This is a genomic window from Fulvivirga maritima (genome assembly GCF_021389955.1).
GTDB classification, from domain to species: Bacteria; Bacteroidota; Bacteroidia; order Cytophagales; family Cyclobacteriaceae; genus Fulvivirga; species Fulvivirga maritima.
This window is the reverse complement of the sequence record NZ_CP089980.1, coordinates 3624982-3645731: the sequence shown is the minus strand read 5'-3', so window position 1 is coordinate 3645731 and position 20750 is coordinate 3624982. Positions and strand designations below refer to the sequence as shown.

Sequence of the window (20750 nt, the reverse complement as noted above, 5' to 3'; positions counted from 1 at the left end):
CTCAAAAGCAATTACCTGATTAATGATGCCACATGAAGGTGCTGGAAATGCGCCTTTATTTAAAATAAGGATGATTTCGAGAGCCTCAATCTGACTTGACAGTTACTTTTGAGACAAGTTCTGTGTGCAGTTTTTTAAATCTTTAAATTAATTGAGGTTAGGGTTCGATTTCACAGCACTTTGAGGAATAGGGAACCATTGATCGGAAGTAGTCCACTCTTTGTCTTCTAAAGCCCCTAATACAGCATCTGCTTCACCCCTTCTTTTAAGGTCAAACCAGCGATGGCCAAATTCTGCAAAAAGCTCACGCTCTCTTTCCAAAGCTATGAATACCAGCAGCTCTTCAACGTTTTCCGTGGTTACATCAGCCACATTAGCTCTACTACGAATAGCATTCACATCATCACGTGCTAGATCAATTTTGCTTTGCTGCGCCCTGGCTTCAGCTCTTATAAGATATACTTCGGCCAATCTGAAAACAGTAGACCTTTCTGACAAAGTGGAACCATATGTAGCCTTATATTTGTAAGGAGCACGATAAAAGTCTTCATCACCTCCTGTTACTTCAATGGTCTATTGCTCCTTTCTAGCATCACCATCCTCAAAAAGACTGTTCCCATTTCTTAATAAATAGTTTCCACTAGTAGTGAATAAGGTGGATCCTTCATAAGCATATGTAACATTAAAATATGCTAACTGCCATAGAGCCTCTCTGCTATCTGCTATAAATGGACTATTATCACTAGACAGACCTTGCACTAACCCATAAAGATCTGTCTGCTCTATAACTGCTGTAGCGTATTGTTCCGCTGTATCCCAATTTTCCAGGTATAAATGTACGCGAGCCAGAAAAGCCTGGGCTGTAGCTCTGTTTACGCGTATTCTATTATTGTCATAATTAGAATAATCCTCTGGAAGATTAGCTAAGGCAAACTCAAGATCACTCACAATCTGACCATAAATAGCTTCTACAGAAGACTTTCCGGCAAATGCTGTCTGATCTATATCTGTAGTAAGAATAAGAGGTATTTCTCCCCCAAAATTAACCAGATAAAAATGTGCGTATGCTCTAAGAAAATAAGCTTCTCCCTGCCACTGTGCTGCTAAACTTGGGGTTAAGGCACTGCTTCCTTCTATTCCCTCAATTACTGCATTGGCATTATAGATAGCATTATATAAATTATTCCAAACGCCACTTATACTACCATCTGTATCTAATATTTGATTGGAAGTGTAAACGTTAGGCACTAAAGAATTGATAATTAGCTCATCTGAAGTTTGACCTGGCAAAGTATGTAAAAGGTTATAGTTGGTATTATTTACCAGACTTTGATAAATACCATTTACCGCTGCTTCTGTAGTGATATCAGAAACATATACTGTATTTGCACTTAACTCACTGTTAGGCAAGTCCACTTCTATCATATCTTCACAGCCAGAAAGCACTACCAGTGCCAAAGCTATCAGAATATATTTTTTTAATGTATATATAGATTTCATGATAGTAAATTTTAGAATGTTAACTGAGTTCCGATGGTAACTGTACGCAATGGAGGCAAGGCCAGCCCTCTGGTTTCAGGATCGAAACCTTTGTACTTAGTGAAAGTTAATAAGTTTTGTCCTTGCACATATACACTTGCATTTTGTAAACCTATTTTTTTCAATAATCCTGCATTGAAATTATAGGAAAGGTTAACATTTTTCAGACGAATAAATGAGGCATCTGTAAGCATGTTATCAGAGTTAATGTAGTTATTAAATGTATTATCATAACTACTAGACACTATATGTCCCTCTGCTAAATAATCATTGTATTCATCTTCTTGATAGTTAACAATACCATAAGGATAACCAGGAGAAGAACTGGTGCTTGAGATCAGCTTAAGCGCATCTTGCTTTACAAACTGGAATAAGAATGAAAGGTTAAATCCTTTATATTTTAAAGTATTTTGTAAACCACCATAGTATTTAGGAGCAGTAGAACCATTATAAACTCTATCACCAGCACCTGAAGCAGCCAGGTAAGTAGAGATCATTTCATCACCATTTACATCTTCAAATTGAGAAATGACATTTTCATCTACTCCAAGGTAATGAAGAAGGTAATAAGCGCTCAAAGGTCTACCCACTTCATAGGTATTGTAATAACTAGAATTCTCTATATCAGGGAATGATTTCAGCTCATTTCTATTTACTGAAATATTGAATGAGGTTTCCCAGGTAAAATCTTTTTTCAAGATATTAGTAGTGTTCAACATCACTTCAAAACCGTGATTAACAACGGTAGCTGGTAAATTAGCCTGGAATGATGTAAAACCAGCCTGAGGACTAAGCACACTATTGATAAGCTGATTATCAGTAACATTTCTATAATAAGCAGGGCTTATAGACACTCTTTCGTTAAAAAAGCCCAAATCCATAGCTACGTCAAACTTTCTTCTAACCTGCCACTGATAGTTAGGATTCGCTATTCTGGTGGTAGTAAGTGCTGTATTTCCATTACCATAAGTAGAAGAGCTATAAGTAGCTGCATATCCATAATCTCCGATAGCATCACTTCCTATCTCTCCATAACTAACTCTTAATTTACCAAAGCTCAAAGCACTAAGCCCCTGCATAAAATCTTCTTCAGTAAAGATCCAGGCTCCAGCTACTGATCCGAAGTTTCCAAATTTGTTGTTAGATCCAAACCTTGAAGATCCATCTCTTCTGAAGTTAACATTCACAATATATCTACCCATGATATTATAGTTAAGGCGGGCAAATACTGAGGCATATTTATATTCTGAAGATCCATTAAAAGCGGTAACATTGGTAGCTGTTCCTGCTACACCAATCATGTTATCAGAACTATATCCAGAAGTGGTAACATAGATTGGCATTTCAGATTTACGCTGCTGCCAAGCTCCTCCTAAAAGAGCTGTTAATTGACCTTTCCACAAGCTCTTAGTGTAAGTAAGCTGAGGCTCTACAGAAAAATTCCTGCTATTATTAATAGAATTAGTGTAAGACCTGTAGTTATTAAGACTTAAGCCAGAAGACTCATAATAAGTATGATTCATACCAGAAGAAGGTAAAAACTGCTCTGACTGTACTTCTGCTCTTCCATAACCCACGTTAGTCTTGAAGATTAGACCTTCAATAATATTATATTCAAAATTAAATAACTAACCGGCTAAAAGCCGGTAGATTTGATTCCGCCTAAAGGCGGCTAAAGTCACTAGCTAATTTTAAAATTATCGTCTTTATCTTCAATATCCTGATTCTCTATATACTGCATTATTATTTCATCTGTCACATTCCCACTTGTTACTGCAAAATAGCCTCGCGCCCAAATGTGCTTACCCCAAAACTGTCGCTGTAAATGCTTAAACTCAAATAGTAACTTATGTGAGGTTTTCCCTTTTATATATTGCATGAGCTTACTTATTGACAGTTTGGGAGGTACGGATACAAACAAATGTATATGGTCCTGTGACACATGACCTTTTACTATTTCTACTTCATTCGATTTACAAATCTCTCGTATCAACTCTCTACTTCGCTCTGCCACTGCTCCTACCAAAACTTGCTTGCGATATTTCGTTACCCAAACTATATGATATTTCAAATCAAACAAGGTGTGAGACCCTTTTCTGTAGTTTTCCATAGGGAAATATCGCAAATACTAAAGTCTTCGCCTAAAGGCGAGGGATTTTCTCCCATTCCCAGAGTGTGACATTAAAATTAGTGATCAGGTTATTGCCTCTATCTTCTACCCTTCTATTAAGCGATGCCAGAGGGTTTATGTCTGAGAAATAAGTAGGTGACCAGTAATACTCACCATTTTCATCATAAATTGGCCTATTTGGAGGTGTATTAAAGGCATAAGTGGCCATGTCATAATAAGGCAGCTTATTCTCATCAGCAGAGAATATTACTGAAGCACCTAGTTTAAGTTTTTGATTTAAAGTAGAGTGATTCACCTTAAAATTGGTCGAAAAACGCTCGTATCCAAAATTTCCTGGCAACACGGTGCTCTCATCATGATAAGTACCACTAATAAAGAAGTTAGTTGAAGAGTTACCACCCGAAATGCTGGCAGAAATATCAGTAGAGTGAGCTGTTCCACCTAAAAGTTCTTCTTGCCAATCAGTATAAGCCTCAGGATCCCAATCCGTAAGAGCAATGCCGGTGCTAAAATTATTTGGTTCTGTACCTCCATTTTGATGAGCTGTTCTCAGCATATCCAAATATGCATCTGTACCTAATAAATCTACTTTATTAGCCACTTGAGAAACTCCGGTTCTGGCCTTGATGTTAAAGGTGGTTTTGCCTTCCTTACCACTTTTAGTAGTGATGAGCACTACTCCATTAGCTCCGCGAGATCCATAAATAGCCGTAGCATCGGCATCTTTTAAGATATCAATACTCTCAATATCATTAGGGTTGATTAAATTTAAAGGGCTGCTATTCATCTGAGCACCACGTATCACTCTATCAGTCTGACTCTGCTGCTTAAGGTCATAAGAGATAAAAGGCACTCCATCTATAATGTATAGGGGCTGATTTTTACCAGGAATAGGATTACCGGCATCAGTAATAGAATTAGTACCTCTAATCTGAATGTTCATTCCACTGCCAGCATACCCTGAGCTTTGAGTAATAAATACACCGGGAGTTCTTCCTTGTAATGCCTGCAGCGCGTTAGTTACAGGCTGACTCTGAATCTCCTCTGCACTAACCTTGGTTATTGATCCTGTGGTATTTCTTTTAGTCGTGGTTCCATATCCTATAACCACTACCTCATCGAGCCTTGCCAAATCTGGCTCCAAATCTATTCTTATCTTAGTTTCTTCACCTACTTTATATTCTACTACCTTATAGCCTATAAATGAAAACTTCAATATCCCTTTGCTCTCCTTGGGTATCCAAAGCATGAATTTACCGTCTGCATTTGAAATGGTGCCTCGAGTAGTACCATCTAGCACCACAGAAACTCCTGGCTGAGCCTCACCATGCTCATCATAAACGTAGCCTTCTACTATTACACCATCCGGATCTGGTTGAGGTTCCTCTTCGGCCTCTTGTTCTAGCGGCTTTTGGGGCTGCAGTTCTTTTTTGAAAATAACTATATTCCTGTCTACCTGTTTATATTCCAAAGAAGTTTTTTCAAAAAGCAGATCTAAAAATTCTTTAAGAGAAATATCTTTCTCAGAAAGGTTAACCTGCTGCTGGCCTTGAAGTAAATCTGGCTGAAAAGCAAATAGAAATCCTGTCTGATTTTCAATGTTTTTGAAAACACCTTTTAAGTTTTCATCATGAAAATCTACATGTACTTGTATGGTCTCCATGTTTTGGCTGTTAGCTGCACTACTGGCCAAAAGCTGCGATCCACAAGCAAATAAGAATAATTGAAATAAACCTATACGCATAATTATATGCCACTTAGAAAGGCCGAAAGTGAAAAGGCATAGCTTTTCCCTTACACTTACAGCTTTTTTTGTAAGTAAATTCATAAATTTGAATGTTTTTAATAGTTACTAGATATTGTTAAAAACTCACGGTCATCTGGGGTCGGAGCCAGGTGACCTTCTTTTTTTAATAAAGGTTGTTTACATAAGCCTTTTATTTATTTACATCCTTTTCCTTTAATAAGCACAGATCCATCTTCCTCATAAGTATATGTAGCCTGCACTACACTGCAAAGCACATTCAGCACATGATCAAGCGTTTGCTCTTCCAGAAATGTACCGGTAATGTGGCAGTTGCCCAGTGCATCATTATTAAGTACTATGGTCTTTTTATACCGTGTTGACAGCTGAGCCACGGCATCTTTTAAGCTCATATCATCCATAATGATGTACATCTGCTTCCAGGCTACCACCTTTTCAGATGCGACTTCCTGTTGCTTAAATTCATTAGTCTCTGTATTGACTTTGATTTGTTGATTAGGAGTAATTACTCCATAAGTTTTTTTCTGATCGCCCACCTGCACTTTACCTCGGGTTACGGTTACTTCTACCGAAGTGCTATTCTGGTATGCTTTAATATTAAAAGCCGTACCTAGCACCTTAGTATTTACGCTACCGGTGTGCACTATAAAAGGTCTGGTTTTATCTGATTTAATATCAAAATATCCCTCGCCCTCTAAATACACTTCCCTAAGTGAGTCTCCAAAATGAGAAGCCATGTAGTGAAGCTTACTATCAGCATTAAGCAAAATGGTACTACCGTCTGGCAGGTTAATATTCTGCTTACCGGAAAACTCTAAAGGGGTTTCTACCTCATTTACCGCTACTTCATTTGAAGATACCGATAGTTCTTCAGTTGAATTTTTCAAAAAAAAAGTCCTGCTATCACCAACAATGATATAGAAGCAGCTATAGCTACTCCATATTTTATATAATTGCGGGTATGCTGCGGACGAAATTCCACTTCTTTGGTTTGCTCATTTTTCTGAAGAATATTCTTCAGTATGATGTCTCCCTTCTCCTGACTGAGTTGCTGATATTGATAAGGTTCTTCATTTATCACTTTATCAATACGATGCTTTATCCAGTCGTCATACTCCCCTTCATTAATCATCTTCATGAGCTCGCGTGTATCCTGACTGTTTATTTCTCCACTCAGGTAGCGTTCAAAAAGTTTTTCAAAGGATGTCATTCAGTTATATTAAATTTTTAACAGTAGTATCTAAGACTATATTCATAGTCCTATTCAAACGTCTTTATTATAAAGACTGCGTATAAAAGTTTAGGCAGTAGTTCTTTTTGAAAAAAAGTGAAAATTTATTCTGAGATAATCAGAAATGACAGTATTAAAGAGCTTCTAAGCGATGAAATGCAGAATAATAATCCACCAAGCAATTAACTTTAAGTGCCTCTGTAACTGCTCTTTAATAGATTTCAGAGCATAAGACATGTGCTTCTTCACCGTTAAAGGAGAAATATTTAATATCTCTGCTATTTCTTCCTGACTTTTACCTTCCTGGCGAGCCATTATGAAAATATTTCTTTGCTGAGGGGGTAATTGTGAAATAGCTTCTTGCAACAATTCATTATTCTCTTGCTCCAGGAGTCCAAAGGCTCCTTTATTTAAGGCGAAGGCTGTAGGATCTTGAATTTTATCTGCTTCTATAAGTTGGCGAGCTTGCTTTTTAAGCACATCAAAAACATGATTTCGGGTAGTAATAAAGAGGTAACTTTCAATATTTTGCACACCAGAAAGCTTGGCTCTGCTTTCCCAAATTTTCATGAATATTTCCTGAACAGCCTCCTCCGCTATTTCGGATGATTTAGTGATGTGCCTGGCTATGCTGAATACTTTTCCCTGATATTGATGAAAGAGACTAGTGAAAGCCTTCTCATCACCCTGCGATATCAAATCGAGCAACTTACCCCCACTATGCATGCTTTGTGACTTATAGACCAAGGAAAAAACCAACGTTGAGCTAGCAATGATATGAATTTTTACACAAAAAGCACAAATACATCAAAGACCAATTTAAGCCAAATGCCCTCTGTAATTCACTTAAATATAATCAGTTACGCTATCTCCATCATTCGTTCATCTTTAATTATACCCCTATAAAACAAAAAAGCAGAGATGCTTTTACACCTCTGCTTAAATTTGAAAATACTATAGTTCTATTTTTTCAAACCAGGACTTCTGTCTAAAAATTCTTCATACAATTTGGTTTGCCTGCTTTCCATAGGAATATTCCATCCGTTTATGAAAACATATTTCACCTGAGTTTTAGGCTCAAAAGGATCACCATCAGTGATAAACAATGTGGCACTTTTACCCTTTTCTAAAGATCCCAACTGATCATCTACTCCAAACAGCTTAGCAGGAATAATAGTAATGGCTTTCAGTGCTTCCTCTTTTCCTAAACCATAAGTAGCCGCAAAGCCTGCGTTATAAGGTAAGTTTCTTACATTTTCAGCATCATTAGTTCTTATGGCTACCGTTACTCCGGCTTTGTGCATAATGCCTGCATTAGAGTAAGAGCGGTCATATTTATCATAACCTCTGTTAGGAATATCTAATACCGGACCTGTTACCACAGGAATTTCCGCTTCAGCCAGCTCTTCAGCCAGTCTCCATCCTTCTGAAACTCCAGTAAATACAACTTTTAGGTCCTTATCTTTCACCCATTCAATGGCCGCCTTAATATCATTAGCTGCATTCACTTCTATAAGCAACGTTTTTTCTCCACGTACCACAGGAGCCAACGTTTCCATTTCAGGGTAATAATCTAATTTAGAGGCCGCTTTTCCTGCCACTATAGCAGAATCAATTTTACTGTAAGCCTCTGCTTTTCCCCACACATCATTCAGTTTTTCGAGGGCCTTTTCTGCGTCTTTCTTTATCTCTTCCTCTGATCTTCTATCCCATCTGCCTCTCTTGCCGGTTATAGGAAAGTTAAGCACCACGCCTTCAAAACCTGCATACATCTGATCTGGGGTATAACCGTGCAGATTAATAAGCGCTGCTGTTCCTGAAAATAACCCGCCGGTAGGCACCGCTAAAGAGGTGGTAACACCGCTTACTCTGGTAACGGGTATTAGTACAGAATTAGGATTAACTGCCGTAAGCGCCTGCATCTGAGGTATTACATCACCCACTTCATTATAATCTCGTGTACGAGGATCTGAGCCCACTTCTACTAAACCCAGTCTGGCACCAGATTCAATCATACCAGGAAACACAAAAAGGCCTTTACAATCTATGGTTTTAGCTCCAGCAGGTACTGACACCTTGCCCAGATCCGCAATTTTACCGTCTGCAATAATTAAAGTCCCATTTTTTATAGTGTCACTGGTAACTGTGACTATGGTAGCATTAGTAAGTGCAAAAGTGCCTTTGGTGGCCTTGGCATTCTGTCCGTAAGAAAGCAGCACACAAAATACTCCTGTTAATGTTAGTATTATATTTTTCATTTGCTTCATTCTTCAATTATTTATCAGTGAGTAAATAGTTGGCATCATTAATATCCATACACCTGTCCTCATCTTCTCTCTCATGCAGTGTTACATCAATAGTTTCTTCAGGATCAGGGTACAGTCTCATATCTGCAGGGTCATTTTCCCTGTCGAACTCAACTACGCCATCTACTATAGTGTAAAGAGGAACTGTATAAATAGACAATGGGTGTGCACTGAAAATGGCTACATCGCCATCTTTACCTTCTTCTAATGAGCCTACTCTATCTTCAATACCCAATTGCTTAGCAGGGTTAATGGTAATTAACTTCAATGCTTCCTCATCAGAAAGGCCTCCATATTTTTGTGTTTTGGCTGCTTCATGGTATAAGTGCCTGATGAGCTCTCCTGAATCTGAATTGATAGAAGTAACTACTCCATTTTTAGTAAGAATAGCCGCGTTATAAGCCGTAGAATAATATACTTCAAATTTATAATCCCACCAGTCAGCAAATACTGAAGCCATAGCCCCAAACTCAGCAAGCTCAGGCGCTACTTTAAAACCTTCATTTACATGTTGAAAAACCAGTTTTTTAATACCAAAGTCCTTAAAAACCTGCATGAGCATGTAAATCTCATCTGCTCGGTATGAATGGCAGTGTACCACTATATTTCCTCTCAATATATCAGCCAGTGTTTCTAACCTTAAGTTATACTCAGGAGCAGAGCCTTTAAAGTCTTTCTTACCTTTGGCTGAGTTATAAGTATCCCATTTCTCCATGTATTGCTTGGCTTCCGAAAAAGAGCTTCTGAATACAGCTTCCACTCCCATTCGGGTTTTGGGTACTATACCACTACGCTCACCATGCACCCTGGTAGGGTTTTCTCCTAAAGCAAACTTAATAGTCCTGGGCGCGCCTTCCATTCTCAGGCCATCCATATCTAAGGTGCCATAGCGGTGCTTTATGGTTTCGCTTTGTCCACCAATGGCATTGGCTGAGCCATGTAAAGCATGTGAAATGGTTACTCCACCGGCCAGCGCTCTATAGATGGAAACATCCAAAGGATCAAGCGCATCACCTGTCCATACTTCGGCAGTTACGGGGCTGGTAGCCTCGTTAATAGAGCTTAGTGCAATATGAGAGTGAGCATCTATGATACCAGGCATAACATATTTACCAGTAGCATCAATTTCTCTGGCTCCGGAAGGTGCTTTAAGTCCTTTGCCTATTTTTGAAATCTTTCCATCTCTTATTAAGACATCAGTATTTTCTAGCGTGCCTTTGGTTATGGTAAGCACCGTACCATTTTTTATGAGCACATCTCCTTTTTCCTGCGCCTTACTAATAGAGCAAACACAGGCGAAAAGAAAGATTAATGACAGCTTATATATTGTATTTGTTAATCTCATCATTCTATGTTTTAGTTGTCTTCAGGCATTTTATCTCCTTCTATAGGGAAGCTACCATATTCTCCGGCAGTCATGGTGCCTTCAAAAGTTTCTCCCTCTATATTCATGGTAATGGTAATTTTCAAAGTCTCTCCATTAGAAACTATTGAAAACGAAAACACAACGCTATTACCATCTACGGTAATGTCAGTAAAATCTGTAGACTCATTGGTAGAGCTATTAGAAATAGAGCCACTGTAATCTCCCGGCTCTCCATTAAAAGTGATCACGCCACTTATTACGCCTTGAGGAGTTTCTGACGAGTAAGACCACTTTCCTTTTATGTCAGCTCCCTTACCCCCTTTACCTTTTTTACCGGGCTTATCTTTAAACTTATACATTTGGCCATCTACGAAAGTATATTTCACATTAGACTCCTTATCAAAGTAAGGCTTATCAGTAATGAAAAAGTTAGCCATTTTACCTTCATCCACCGTACCCATAATAGATGATACACCTAATATTTTAGCTGGAGAAGTGGTAAGAGCTGCCAGAGCCTGATCTTCAGTAAGGCCATTTTCTATTAGTTTGATCAGAATGCCTTTTATATCATTGCTTTTTACGCCAAGGGTAGAAAATCCGAATTCAATCCCTTTACTTTTGAACAAAGCGGGCTGAGTATAATAATTCAGAATCATTTGTTTCTTTCTGGCTTCCAGTTGCTCACGCTCAATGTCTACCTCTGTTTTTTCCTTTTCTTCTACGGCAGTAGAATCTGTTTTGGTAGAGTCTGCTTTCTCCTCTTCCAGCTCAGGCAGGTCTAATGAAAGTAACACTTCTGCACCGCTGGCTTTAATTTTATCAGTAAGATCCCAGCCTTGCTTTACTTCACTAAGAATAAGGTTAAAACCTAAATCCTTTTTGAGCACGAGTACTCTTTCTATATCTAAAATATCTTCCGCTTTAAAGGCTACACGTTGCTGCTTTTCCAATACAGGATAAAAAGCCTCCAGCACTCTACTGGTATTAGGTCTGCTCATGCCTGCAGCATCTTTTGTATAGCGTGCTTCATAAGCCTTAGCCTGCTCCGCCTGCCTGTATAATTCTCTGTATTTGGCCATTACCGCCATCACTGTGCTAGGGTATACGCCAGGGGCTCCATCTAGCTGAGAGAAAAACACGGTATTATCTCTATATAGCATATCATCAGCGCTCTCTCCACTGAGTAGAATAAGTGCGCCTTTTCCAGGAAGCATTCTGCCATAAGGCACTACGTTAGCTGCCGTAAAGCCCAACTCTCGCATATCTGCCACAGACTTATCAGAAGCATCTAACAGGTCAGACACTTTCTTTTCTGGCTCTATTCCTGCAATATCATTCGGAGGGTTCCCCGGATCTTTCACATCACTGCGGCCACGTCCTCGTGATTCTTCTTTTGGCTTGGCCTGCCCCGTATGAGAAAGGCCTTCTATAAAACCGGCATATACATACATGCTGTCGGCTTCCACCACCTGAGCTTCAGCTGGTATCTGCACACTTTTGCCCACAGCAGTTATCACTCCATCTTTAATGACCAGAGATCCCATTTCTATTTTTCGGCCGGGTCCCTGAATAATGTTTACGTTTTTGATTACATAAGTGCTGGTGACCGCAGGTAGATCCTGCCCATGCACGGCGGTAGTCAAAACAGTAAAAAATAGCAGAAGCACAAGCATATGCCTCCGCGAAAATGTACTATTCACTTCCTTCATTTATTAAACGGTTTTTGGTTAAGATACCTAATGTATTAATAGAACCTGATCAATGCAAAACATATACTATATGAACGGTAGGATAGCTTTAAGAAACAGGTCATACATATTACGATTCAATACATTTTCAATACGATTGACTACTATTCATTATTAATAGGCCTTTTTATTAATGATTATTGTGCTGTAGTAAAAACTCAATAATTATGAACAAAGGTCAAAAACTCTTAAGGATAGGCCAACGGGTCAAAATAGCGCCTATCCTTTTTCTTTTGTGCTGCTCCTTTCACCTGGGGCTGGCGCAAATCACGGTCATATCCAGCAATTCACATATTGATATTTCTGATGATGGTGACGGTGTAAGTAAAATCAAACACTCCAATGGCAGGAACAGCTTCAACATTGAATACAAAGGCACCATAACCATTACTGATGATGATGCCGATGTGAAAAGCATAACTCCCGGCGGATATTTGGAGATCAGCAAAACCACTTTTGGTAGTAAGCGAACCATTCAGATTGAAAGCACTTCTAATGGTTTAAAAAAGGAATATTATGAAGGAAGAAAAGAGATGCCTTTTATTCCTGATGGTAAAAATTGGCTGGCAGAAATACTGCCTGAGGTTATTCGCTCCACTGGTATAGGTGCAGAAAGCAGGGTTAAAAGATTTTATAAAAAAGGAGGGGTAGATGCCGTGCTCTCTGAAGTAGATAAGATGGAAAGTAACTACGTAAAATCTATCTACGCACGCATACTATTGGAAAAAGATAACTTAAAAGATGATGAGCTAATAAAAATTGCTGAATCACTCTCTGCTGATATCAGTTCAGATTATTACCTCTCTGAAGTGTTGAGAAAAAACTCTCATGTGTATCTGATCAAGCCCACTACTGAAGAGGCTTACTTTAATGCCGTAAAACATATAGGTAGTGATTATTACTCTACAGTAGTGCTAAAAGAGGCTTTGAAGGATAATCAAAAATCATCGACCACGGTATTAAAAATCATGGATGCCAGCAAAAACATAGGCTCTGATTATTATCAAATGACTGTGCTCGATGAACTGCTAGATGATAACCTGGATGAAGAATCGATAACCGCCATAGTTAACTCTTCTAAAAATATTAACTCCGATTATTATCAAACACAGCTGCTCAGTAAGGCACTTCAAAAGTCTAACATCTCCGATGAATCTCGCAATATAGTAATTGATGCCATGGCCAATGTGAGTTCAGATTATTATATGGCCTCTTTATTCATAAAACTAATGGATGAACCCCAAAGCGAAGCCACTAACATGAAAATAGTCTCTTTGATAGATAACAAAATGTCCTCTTCTTATTATGCATCAAATGTGCTTAGCAAGATGCTCAAATCTCAGGATCTGTCTACCAAAACTATGGAAGCAATAGCTAAAGCCACCAGTGATTTGGGATCATCTAACTACGCCTCCAGCGTTATTAAAACGGCATCGAAGCAAAATTTAAACAAAAAGTCATTATTACTACTCATAAAAACAGCTGGCGATATTAACTCTAGTTACTATTCATCAGAAGCGCTTTCTTCACTGGCTCCTGCAGTAAAGAAATTAAATGACAATGAAGCTTTTGATGCCTACAGAGCTGCGGCTAAATCTATTGATTCTGATACTTATTATGGAAAAGCCATGAGAGCGATTGATTAACGCAGCATCGGAAAACACAACTCAAAATAAATAACAACATAGCTATCCGGGTTTCAATTTAATCTTGCTTTTGATTAGATTGGCCCTGTGATAGCCAGCAAAACTCATATTATAACTCCAGCGTTTATGCGCAAATTCTGGCTCCGTATAATTGTAAGTATCTGTATAGGTATACTGTACTTCCTATATCTTTTTTATAGTGAAGAGGCTTATTTACCTTCAATTTTACAGAACTTCCCCCACGTAATTATCAGCATTCTTATTTCGCTAAGTATTGGCTTCAGCCTCTATTTTTCTGACATAAAGCTTAATAAACTAATCTCCTGGAAAGAGAACCTGCCGGCACGTTTTATAGTGGGGCTACTAGTGAATATTCTCATTACTCTAAGCTTAATAGCTGTAATTGGCGGGCTCTACATTGGTTTTATTAAAGAAAGCTTTTCCGTAGAGTGGCTTTGGTCTCAGCATCAGGAGCCTGTTATCAAGCTACTAATCATTACTGTGATAGCAGTACTTCTGTATTCTCTGATTTACTTTGCACTGTACTCTTACAACCAATATGCGGTAGCTCAGCTCACCAATATGCAAGAGCAAAGAAAGCATCTAAAACTACAGTTAGAAGCACTTAAAAGTCAGCTCAGCCCCCACTATCTGTTTAATAGCCTGAACACCATATCATCATTGATTTTTAAAGATGCCTCTTTAGCCGAAGACTTTATCAGGCGATTAGCACTCACCTATCAGTATATTTTAGACAATAATAAACGGCAATTTGTAACGCTTAATGAAGAAGTGGAGTTTGTGAAATCTTACAATTACCTGCTCAAAGTTCGATTTGAAAACCATCTGCATCTGGAAATTAACTTACCGAAAAATATAATGGGCAGCGCCATACCTCCACTGACTTTACAAATGCTGGTAGAAAATGCGGTGAAGCACAATATCATTAATAAAAACAATCCGCTCTACATATATATTTCCGCCATTGATAATACTAATATTAGCATTTGCAATACCAAAACAGTAGCCCCCAGCCATGTCAACTCCTTTAAAGTAGGGCTAAAAAATATAAGACAGCGATATAGTCTGTTTACTCCTGCCTCCATAAAAGTGACTGACGGATCTAAATTCACCGTAATGCTTCCTGTACTAAAAGATATTGAGCTATGAAAAAGCTATTCATTCATAATGCGCTCTTCAGGATACTCATTCCTCCTTTTTATGGAATAGTAGTGTATTTCATGATCCTGCTAATTAATAATAACGTAAGTCAGATCTCTGAAATATTTACTGGTCAGGAAGTATATGTGTGTATTGGCCTCACTTACATTTTATCAGAAACACTACGAATTATAGTGCTGCTTCTTAACCGGTTTTATTCACCTGAGATTAACAGCCAAAGAATCTGGACACAGACCTTGCTAGGAATAGCTGCCAGCATACTTGTTATATCTATTTGTATTTCGGCTTATTTTGAATATATCATCAAATTCAGCATCGCGGAAACACAACTCATTATATTTAATTGCATTTATGCTGCCACCAGCCTAATTTATAATCTACTATTCTTTAGTAATGATTTTCTGCATCGTCAAAATCAGGACAAAATAAGAGAAGAACAATTGCTTACAGAAACTATAGAGGCCGAACTGGCAAAATTTCAAAATGAAGTCAACCCGGACTTACTTTATGATTCGCTAGAAACCCTTATAACTTTAGTGCATAAAAATGCTGATGAAGCAGAAGATTATATAGACAGGCTGTCACTGGTATATCGCTACATTTTGGGCCACAGAAAAAAAGAACTCTCCACCCTTAATGATGAACTGAGAGCGGCTAACAACATTGTTCATTTGCTCAATTTCAAGTACAACAGCTGCATTACTTTCAAAAGCAATATATCTACCTCTTCTGCCTCCATGCCCATGGTGCCTGGCGTACTTCCGGGTCTGGTGGAAACAATCATTCGAAATAATATTATCAACACTTTCAAACCCATGCTCATAGAGCTTGAAATAGAACCTGCTGACGGCTATTTTATTTTACAGCACAAGCTCAATGAAAAACTGATCCTCACCGCTAACCGCAAAAGCATTTTCTCACAGGTACAGAATGCCTACGGCTTTTATAGTGAAAAACCAGTAGTGCAGGTGAAAGCTTATGATATGAATTACATAAAAATACCTATACTTGAAATATTAGATGAGAAAAAACAATCTGTATATGAAAGTATTGATTATTGAAGATGAAGTACCGGCGGCTGAAAAGCTTGAGAGATACCTTTTAAGGTATGATTCTGAGATTGAGATAATAGATAAACTTACTTCTGTACAGGAATCAATACAATGGCTACAAAACCATCAAAGTAAAATTGACCTGATTTTTATGGATATTCAGCTTACTGATGGTAAAAGCTTTGAAATATTTGAATCCATAAAGGTAGATAAGCCCATTATCTTCATCACGGCTTTTGATGAGTATGCCATAGAGGCTTTTCAGGTAAACAGCATCGCTTATTTACTGAAACCGATTATTTTCTCTGACTTGGAGGCTGCGCTCAATAAGCTGGAAAACTTAAGAAATAACCTCTCTCAAAATAGTTTCGATATTAATAAGGCCTTACAAAATATTCATAAAGACCAGTATAAAACTCGCTTTATGGTAAAACTAGGCGAGCATATAAAATCTATCACTACCGATAGTATTGAGCTATTTTACGCAGAGGGGCGCACGGTTTACCTCATCACCGATCAGGAAAGGAAATTTATTATTGATTATAAACTGGAAGAGCTGGAAGAAATGCTTGATCCACAAATTTTTTATCGGGCTAACCGCTCTTTTATCATTAACATCAATGCTATTGAAGATGTAGTAGTTTACTCTAACAGCAGGCTGTTGGTTTCTCCACGGATCACTTTTGATAAAGAAATAGTAGTGAGCCGTGATAAGGTTAGTAGTTTCAAAAACTGGTTTAATGGCTTATAAAAAAAGCCTGTCAGGATTTTCCCAACAGGCTTTAACTATGTTTGTTTCATCTCTCTTATTTCACTTCTATCACAAAGCCATAGTTATATGATTTGGGAGCCAAAGTGTATTTGTCCCAAGTACGTGCGCCCCAACTATCGTCTCCTCCCACTCCGGTTTGGCCATAATCTATGTTAAGCTCTACCAGATCTTTAGGCTCTATATTAGTATAATGTCTTTGTTTTTTGTGCATGCCAGGATCATAGTCTGAAGTAAGGTTATGACGTGCACTAAATCCGAACTCAGGCTTACCTACAAAAGTAAGGCCTTTGTCACTATCATTAGTTAATGTTAACCATCTGGTATCAGTTCTATAACCATTTTCCTGTGGTCTGATGTAATCAAACTTAAGGTCCGCTACCGGCATGCTGTATTTACCTACCATGGCAGAAGATTTTCTATCCCAGTAGTTTTCATGAGATCCTCTTCCGTACCACTCTGCCTGATCATATTGCTGAGGCAATATCATGGTAACCCCAAAGCGAGGAAGTTCAGGCATATCAGTATCTTTATAATCAAAAGCTACATTTACTTCTACTCTACCATCTCCGAAAACATGGTAAATAATAGTACCAGTAGATTTCAATCCTTCAAAAGAAAAATGCTGCTCTACTTTAGCTGATGTTTTAGTCTTTTCTACTACTTCTACAGAAGTAACCTTTTGATTGTAAGTAGCATCTTTCCATACTTTACATCTTTTAGGCATACCATTACCAAAATCATTATCAGTAGGTGCTCTCCAGAAGTTAAATGATAAAGGCTCTTTTAAATATTCACCTTCAGCTGATTTAAAAGTAATTAACTCTCCACTGGCTTTATCAAAAATCAGCTCCAGCTTATCACTGGTTAAAGTAATGTTAGTTTTGCTGCTCTTAGTTTTCAACTTCACTTCAGAGGCCTCCTCTATTTCAGCCTCAGTATTTTGTAATAAAATCTGATCTGCTGCCAGCAAATGTCCTTTTTTAACTAATTCAGAGCTGTTTTTTTGACGAACATAAAAGTTAATAAAATACTCACTTCCTTGTTTCAAATCTCCGGTAGGGATATCTAAAGAAATGGCTTTACGCTCCTGAGGTGCCAAGCTAAAGTTTTTCAGCACTTCTTTCTTTTCTACATCTCCATCTTTCAAAAGCTCCCAGCTTACTTCCAGCTCATCCAGATTAGTGAAAAAGTTTTCGTTGTACACTTCCAGCTTTCCATCTTCAGTGCTGCTAAAATGTACATTCTGATACACATGCTTCACCTCTTCCAGTGCAGGGTGCGGGCTACGATCAGGATTAACCAATCCGTTTAAGCAGAAGTTACCATCATTATGAGCGCTTTCAGGCTCAAAATCACCTCCATAAGCCCAAAATTCTTTTCCATCTTCTCCTTTTTTAAGCAGACCTTGATCTACCCAGTCCCAAATGAAACCACCTTGAACTTGCCTTTGCTCTCGCACTAATTTCCATAAATCGACAAGGTTTCCATTACTATTTCCCATAGCATGGGAGTATTCGCACCAGATAAATGGTCTATCTGGGTAATTTCCCTAAATAGTGACCTTCAATATCCCAGGTACGTGCATACATCCAAGGAATAATATCCGTATGCGGCTGCCGAAAATCTCTACCTCTTTCTGCTCTTTCATAGTGCACCACTCTGGAGCTATCTCTCTTTTTGATCCACTCATATCCTTGTAAAAAGGCAGGGCCATCCCCGGCTTCGTTACCCATAGACCAGATGATTATAGAAGGATGGTTTTTATCTCTCTCCACCATTCTTCTCATTCTGTTTAAGTGGGGTTCTAAAAATTCTTGCTTATTAGCAGGCGTTTTATCTTCATTATAACCATAGCCATGAGTTTCTATATTAGCTTCATCTATAACATAAATACCATATTGATCACACAGCTCATACCACATAGGGTCATTAGGATAGTGTGAAGTACGCACCGCATTAATATTATTTTGCTTGAAAAGCTCAATATCCTGAAGCATATCTTCCTTAGACACCACGTGTCCATATTTCTCGTCATGCTCATGGCGGTTTACACCTTTAAATAAAATCGGCTGGCCATTTACTAATAGCTGACCATCTTTTATTTGAATATCTCTGAAACCAATAGGTGTACTTACTGATTGTAAAGTAGCTCCTTTACTATCTTTCAGGTTAATAACCAGGTGATAAAGGTTAGGCTTCTCTGCAGACCATGTTAAAACATCTTTTGCAGCAAGTTCTAAAGCTACATCTGCCTTTTTATCAACAGTCACTTTTTTGCTAGCACGGCCAATTTCCTTTTTATCAGCATCATATAGTGCTATTTGTACCTCCTGATTTTTTACTTTCTTAGAAAGCTCATTTTTCAATTCTACATCTACTGTAAGCTTACCATCTTTGTAATTATTTTCCAATGCAGGATGAGCAAAGAAATCTCTAATTCTGGTTTTTGGGGTAGATAATAGATATACATCTCTTTCTATACCACTTAACCTCCAGAAATCCTGATCTTCCAGGTAGCTACCGTCACTCCATCGGTATACTTCTACAGCTAGTGTGTTTTCTCCTTTTTTAAGGAATGAAGTAATATCAAATTCAGCGGGTGTTTTACTGCCTTGGCTGTAGCCTACCTTTTCTCCATTTACCCAGCAATAGAATGCTGAGTTAACTCCTGCGAAATGAAGGAAAACTTCGCTTCCATCCCAAGAAGCAGGCACTGAAAAAGTGGTTTTGTATGATCCTACCGGATTAAAATCGGCAGGTACATAGGGAGCATTTTTTGGCCATGGATACTCTACGTTAGTGTATTGTGGATATCCATAATCATACATTTGCCAATCTCCTGGTACAGGAAGCTCATCCCAACCAGCTACATCATAGTCTTCTTTATAAAAATCAACTGGTCTTTCGGCCGGGTTCTTAGCCCAATGAAATTTCCAATCGCCGTTAAGTAGCTGGTAATTAGCAGATTTCCCTTCTGAAAGCGCCTTTTCTTCTGACTTAAAAGGGATAAATGTAGCATGTGGACTCACGGTTCCTACTGTGATAACCGATAAATCCTGCCACTCTTTATCCTGAGCAAAAGAATTGACTACCAACCCGAAACTACAAGACAAGACTAGTAAAAAAGTAAAACAGGTTTTTAACATCTTGAAAATTTTTAAATTTCTTTGAAATAGCAATAACTCATAACAGTTTATCAAAAATGGTTGATTTATCGCTAGAAAACAATAAACGTACAAATTACATTTTTAAAATATGCTTCACCTGAAGCAGTAACTGCACTTGTAAAAGCTTATCTCTGAATTCATTAAAATTGATCTTATTAAAGATAAAATAAATATCTTCATGGCAGGTATAAACTGTAACATATTGCTCTCCATTCGGAAATTTAACAGCACTGCTGTTAAAATCCAGCATTTCAATGTAGTCCATGAAATTTAGAAAATCCTTGTTATTAAAGCTGACAAAAAAATTATTGTAAAGCAGCGCTACCTTTCCACATCCCCGGCATTTGGTAATGTACATATTACTCTCGTTTAAAAGAATATCATTCTTACAATACATATCTCCTTATTTTTCTGGTTGATTTTTATTCATTTTAGATCTTGCCAGCTCTCGCAAATACGGACATGCTGTTTGCTCAATAATTTTATTGATGGTTAAAACAGATGGTAATTCTCTGCTCAGCTCTTCCATTAGGCATTGCACCAGATTGTCGTATTTTTCAGCTTTCATGATCGTAATCCTTTTGCTATTTAGAATAATTCTAAATAATGTAAAGATGAGATAGTCTGCCTTCATAAACAATCGCTAATAGTAGGTATTCTGTCTGCTGAATAGTAGCTAGAAGTGAGCAAGCCCGAGAGGCTATTCTTCGAGGAATAAGGTTGAGTTTGATTTACTTAATGTTGCAAAAACTGAGGTCAAGTAGAGGTACTCGAAACTTTACCGGGCGATAGAAGCATGAATCAGTTCTTCGGGAGATTCTCAGCAGTTTTCTTTAGAAAACACA

The 20750-nt window shown here is 38.1% G+C and carries 19 protein-coding genes; 4 read left to right on the top strand and 15 right to left on the bottom strand.

Annotation, left to right across the window (positions count from 1 at the left end):
* Window positions 1-147: 147 nt before the first annotated feature.
* From LVD15_RS15530 to LVD15_RS15480, 11 genes are all read right to left on the bottom strand, one after another.
* Complete coding sequence (locus LVD15_RS15530) at window positions 148-570, bottom strand: RagB/SusD family nutrient uptake outer membrane protein (protein WP_370687421.1); 423 nt, start codon at window positions 568-570, stop codon at window positions 148-150.
* A gap of 3 nt (window positions 571-573) precedes the next feature.
* On the bottom strand, window positions 574-1500 hold the full coding sequence (locus LVD15_RS15525; protein ID WP_233776132.1) for a RagB/SusD family nutrient uptake outer membrane protein: 927 nt from the start codon (window positions 1498-1500) through the stop codon (window positions 574-576).
* Between the two features lie 11 nt (window positions 1501-1511).
* Window positions 1512-3116, bottom strand: a complete 1605-nt coding sequence (locus LVD15_RS15520) for a TonB-dependent receptor domain-containing protein (RefSeq protein ID WP_233776131.1) — start codon at window positions 3114-3116, stop codon at window positions 1512-1514.
* A 104-nt stretch (window positions 3117-3220) separates the two neighbouring features.
* Window positions 3221-3649, bottom strand: coding sequence for an IS200/IS605 family transposase (gene tnpA / locus LVD15_RS15515; RefSeq protein WP_233776130.1), 429 nt, complete (start codon window positions 3647-3649; stop codon window positions 3221-3223).
* 31 nt (window positions 3650-3680) lie between these two features.
* Complete coding sequence (locus LVD15_RS15510) at window positions 3681-5498, bottom strand: SusC/RagA family TonB-linked outer membrane protein (RefSeq protein WP_233776129.1); 1818 nt, start codon at window positions 5496-5498, stop codon at window positions 3681-3683.
* Window positions 5499-5611: 113 nt separating this feature from the next.
* A complete protein-coding gene (locus LVD15_RS15505) occupies window positions 5612-6322 on the bottom strand; it encodes a FecR family protein (RefSeq protein ID WP_233776128.1) in 711 nt (236 codons plus the stop codon).
* A complete protein-coding gene (locus LVD15_RS15500; protein ID WP_233776127.1) occupies window positions 6319-6645 on the bottom strand; it encodes a hypothetical protein in 327 nt (108 codons plus the stop codon). The genes LVD15_RS15505 and LVD15_RS15500 overlap by 4 nt, the downstream gene beginning before the upstream one ends.
* Before the next feature lie 165 nt (window positions 6646-6810).
* A complete protein-coding gene (locus LVD15_RS15495; RefSeq protein ID WP_233776126.1) occupies window positions 6811-7392 on the bottom strand; it encodes an RNA polymerase sigma factor in 582 nt (193 codons plus the stop codon).
* Window positions 7393-7628: 236 nt separating this feature from the next.
* Window positions 7629-8933, bottom strand: a complete 1305-nt coding sequence (locus tag LVD15_RS15490) for an amidohydrolase family protein (RefSeq protein ID WP_306416720.1) — start codon at window positions 8931-8933, stop codon at window positions 7629-7631.
* Window positions 8934-8940: 7 nt separating this feature from the next.
* Window positions 8941-10317: an amidohydrolase gene (locus LVD15_RS15485; RefSeq protein ID WP_233780970.1), complete on the bottom strand. Its 1377-nt coding sequence runs from the start codon at window positions 10315-10317 to the stop codon at window positions 8941-8943.
* Window positions 10318-10328: 11 nt separating this feature from the next.
* Window positions 10329-12047, bottom strand: coding sequence for an amidohydrolase family protein (locus tag LVD15_RS15480; protein ID WP_233776125.1), 1719 nt, complete (start codon window positions 12045-12047; stop codon window positions 10329-10331).
* 206 nt (window positions 12048-12253) lie between these two features.
* On the opposite strand from LVD15_RS15480, the gene LVD15_RS15475 reads away from it, so the two are divergent.
* The 4 genes from LVD15_RS15475 to LVD15_RS15460 all read left to right on the top strand — a co-directional run bounded on the left by LVD15_RS15475 (window position 12254) and on the right by LVD15_RS15460 (window position 16717).
* A complete protein-coding gene (locus tag LVD15_RS15475; RefSeq protein WP_233776124.1) occupies window positions 12254-13732 on the top strand; it encodes a hypothetical protein in 1479 nt (492 codons plus the stop codon).
* A gap of 126 nt (window positions 13733-13858) precedes the next feature.
* Window positions 13859-14902 (top strand): sensor histidine kinase, encoded by a 1044-nt coding sequence (locus LVD15_RS15470; RefSeq protein ID WP_233776123.1) that lies wholly within the window; start codon window positions 13859-13861, stop codon window positions 14900-14902.
* Window positions 14899-15975, top strand: coding sequence for a histidine kinase (locus LVD15_RS15465; protein WP_233776122.1), 1077 nt, complete (start codon window positions 14899-14901; stop codon window positions 15973-15975). The genes LVD15_RS15470 and LVD15_RS15465 overlap by 4 nt, the downstream gene beginning before the upstream one ends.
* The gene (locus LVD15_RS15460) at window positions 15956-16717 is read left to right on the top strand and encodes a LytR/AlgR family response regulator transcription factor (protein ID WP_233776121.1); all 762 of its coding nucleotides are present in this window, start codon (window positions 15956-15958) and stop codon (window positions 16715-16717) included. Before LVD15_RS15465 ends, LVD15_RS15460 begins: the two co-directional genes overlap by 20 nt.
* A gap of 55 nt (window positions 16718-16772) precedes the next feature.
* Here the strand turns inward: LVD15_RS15460 and LVD15_RS26890 are convergent, their stop codons facing one another.
* The 4 genes from LVD15_RS26890 to LVD15_RS15440 form a co-directional block, all read right to left on the bottom strand.
* The gene (locus LVD15_RS26890; protein WP_255763289.1) at window positions 16773-18239 is read right to left on the bottom strand and encodes a beta-galactosidase small subunit-related protein; all 1467 of its coding nucleotides are present in this window, start codon (window positions 18237-18239) and stop codon (window positions 16773-16775) included.
* Window positions 18240-18270: 31 nt separating this feature from the next.
* Window positions 18271-19884: a glycoside hydrolase family 2 TIM barrel-domain containing protein gene (locus LVD15_RS15450; protein WP_255763288.1), complete on the bottom strand. Its 1614-nt coding sequence runs from the start codon at window positions 19882-19884 to the stop codon at window positions 18271-18273.
* Window positions 19885-19978: 94 nt separating this feature from the next.
* Window positions 19979-20302 carry a DUF6686 family protein gene (locus LVD15_RS27295; RefSeq protein ID WP_370687366.1) on the bottom strand — a complete coding sequence of 108 codons (324 nt, stop codon included), beginning with the start codon at window positions 20300-20302 and terminating at the stop codon, window positions 19979-19981.
* 6 nt (window positions 20303-20308) lie between these two features.
* The gene (locus LVD15_RS15440) at window positions 20309-20473 is read right to left on the bottom strand and encodes a hypothetical protein (protein WP_233776119.1); all 165 of its coding nucleotides are present in this window, start codon (window positions 20471-20473) and stop codon (window positions 20309-20311) included.
* Window positions 20474-20750: the final 277 nt, after the last annotated feature.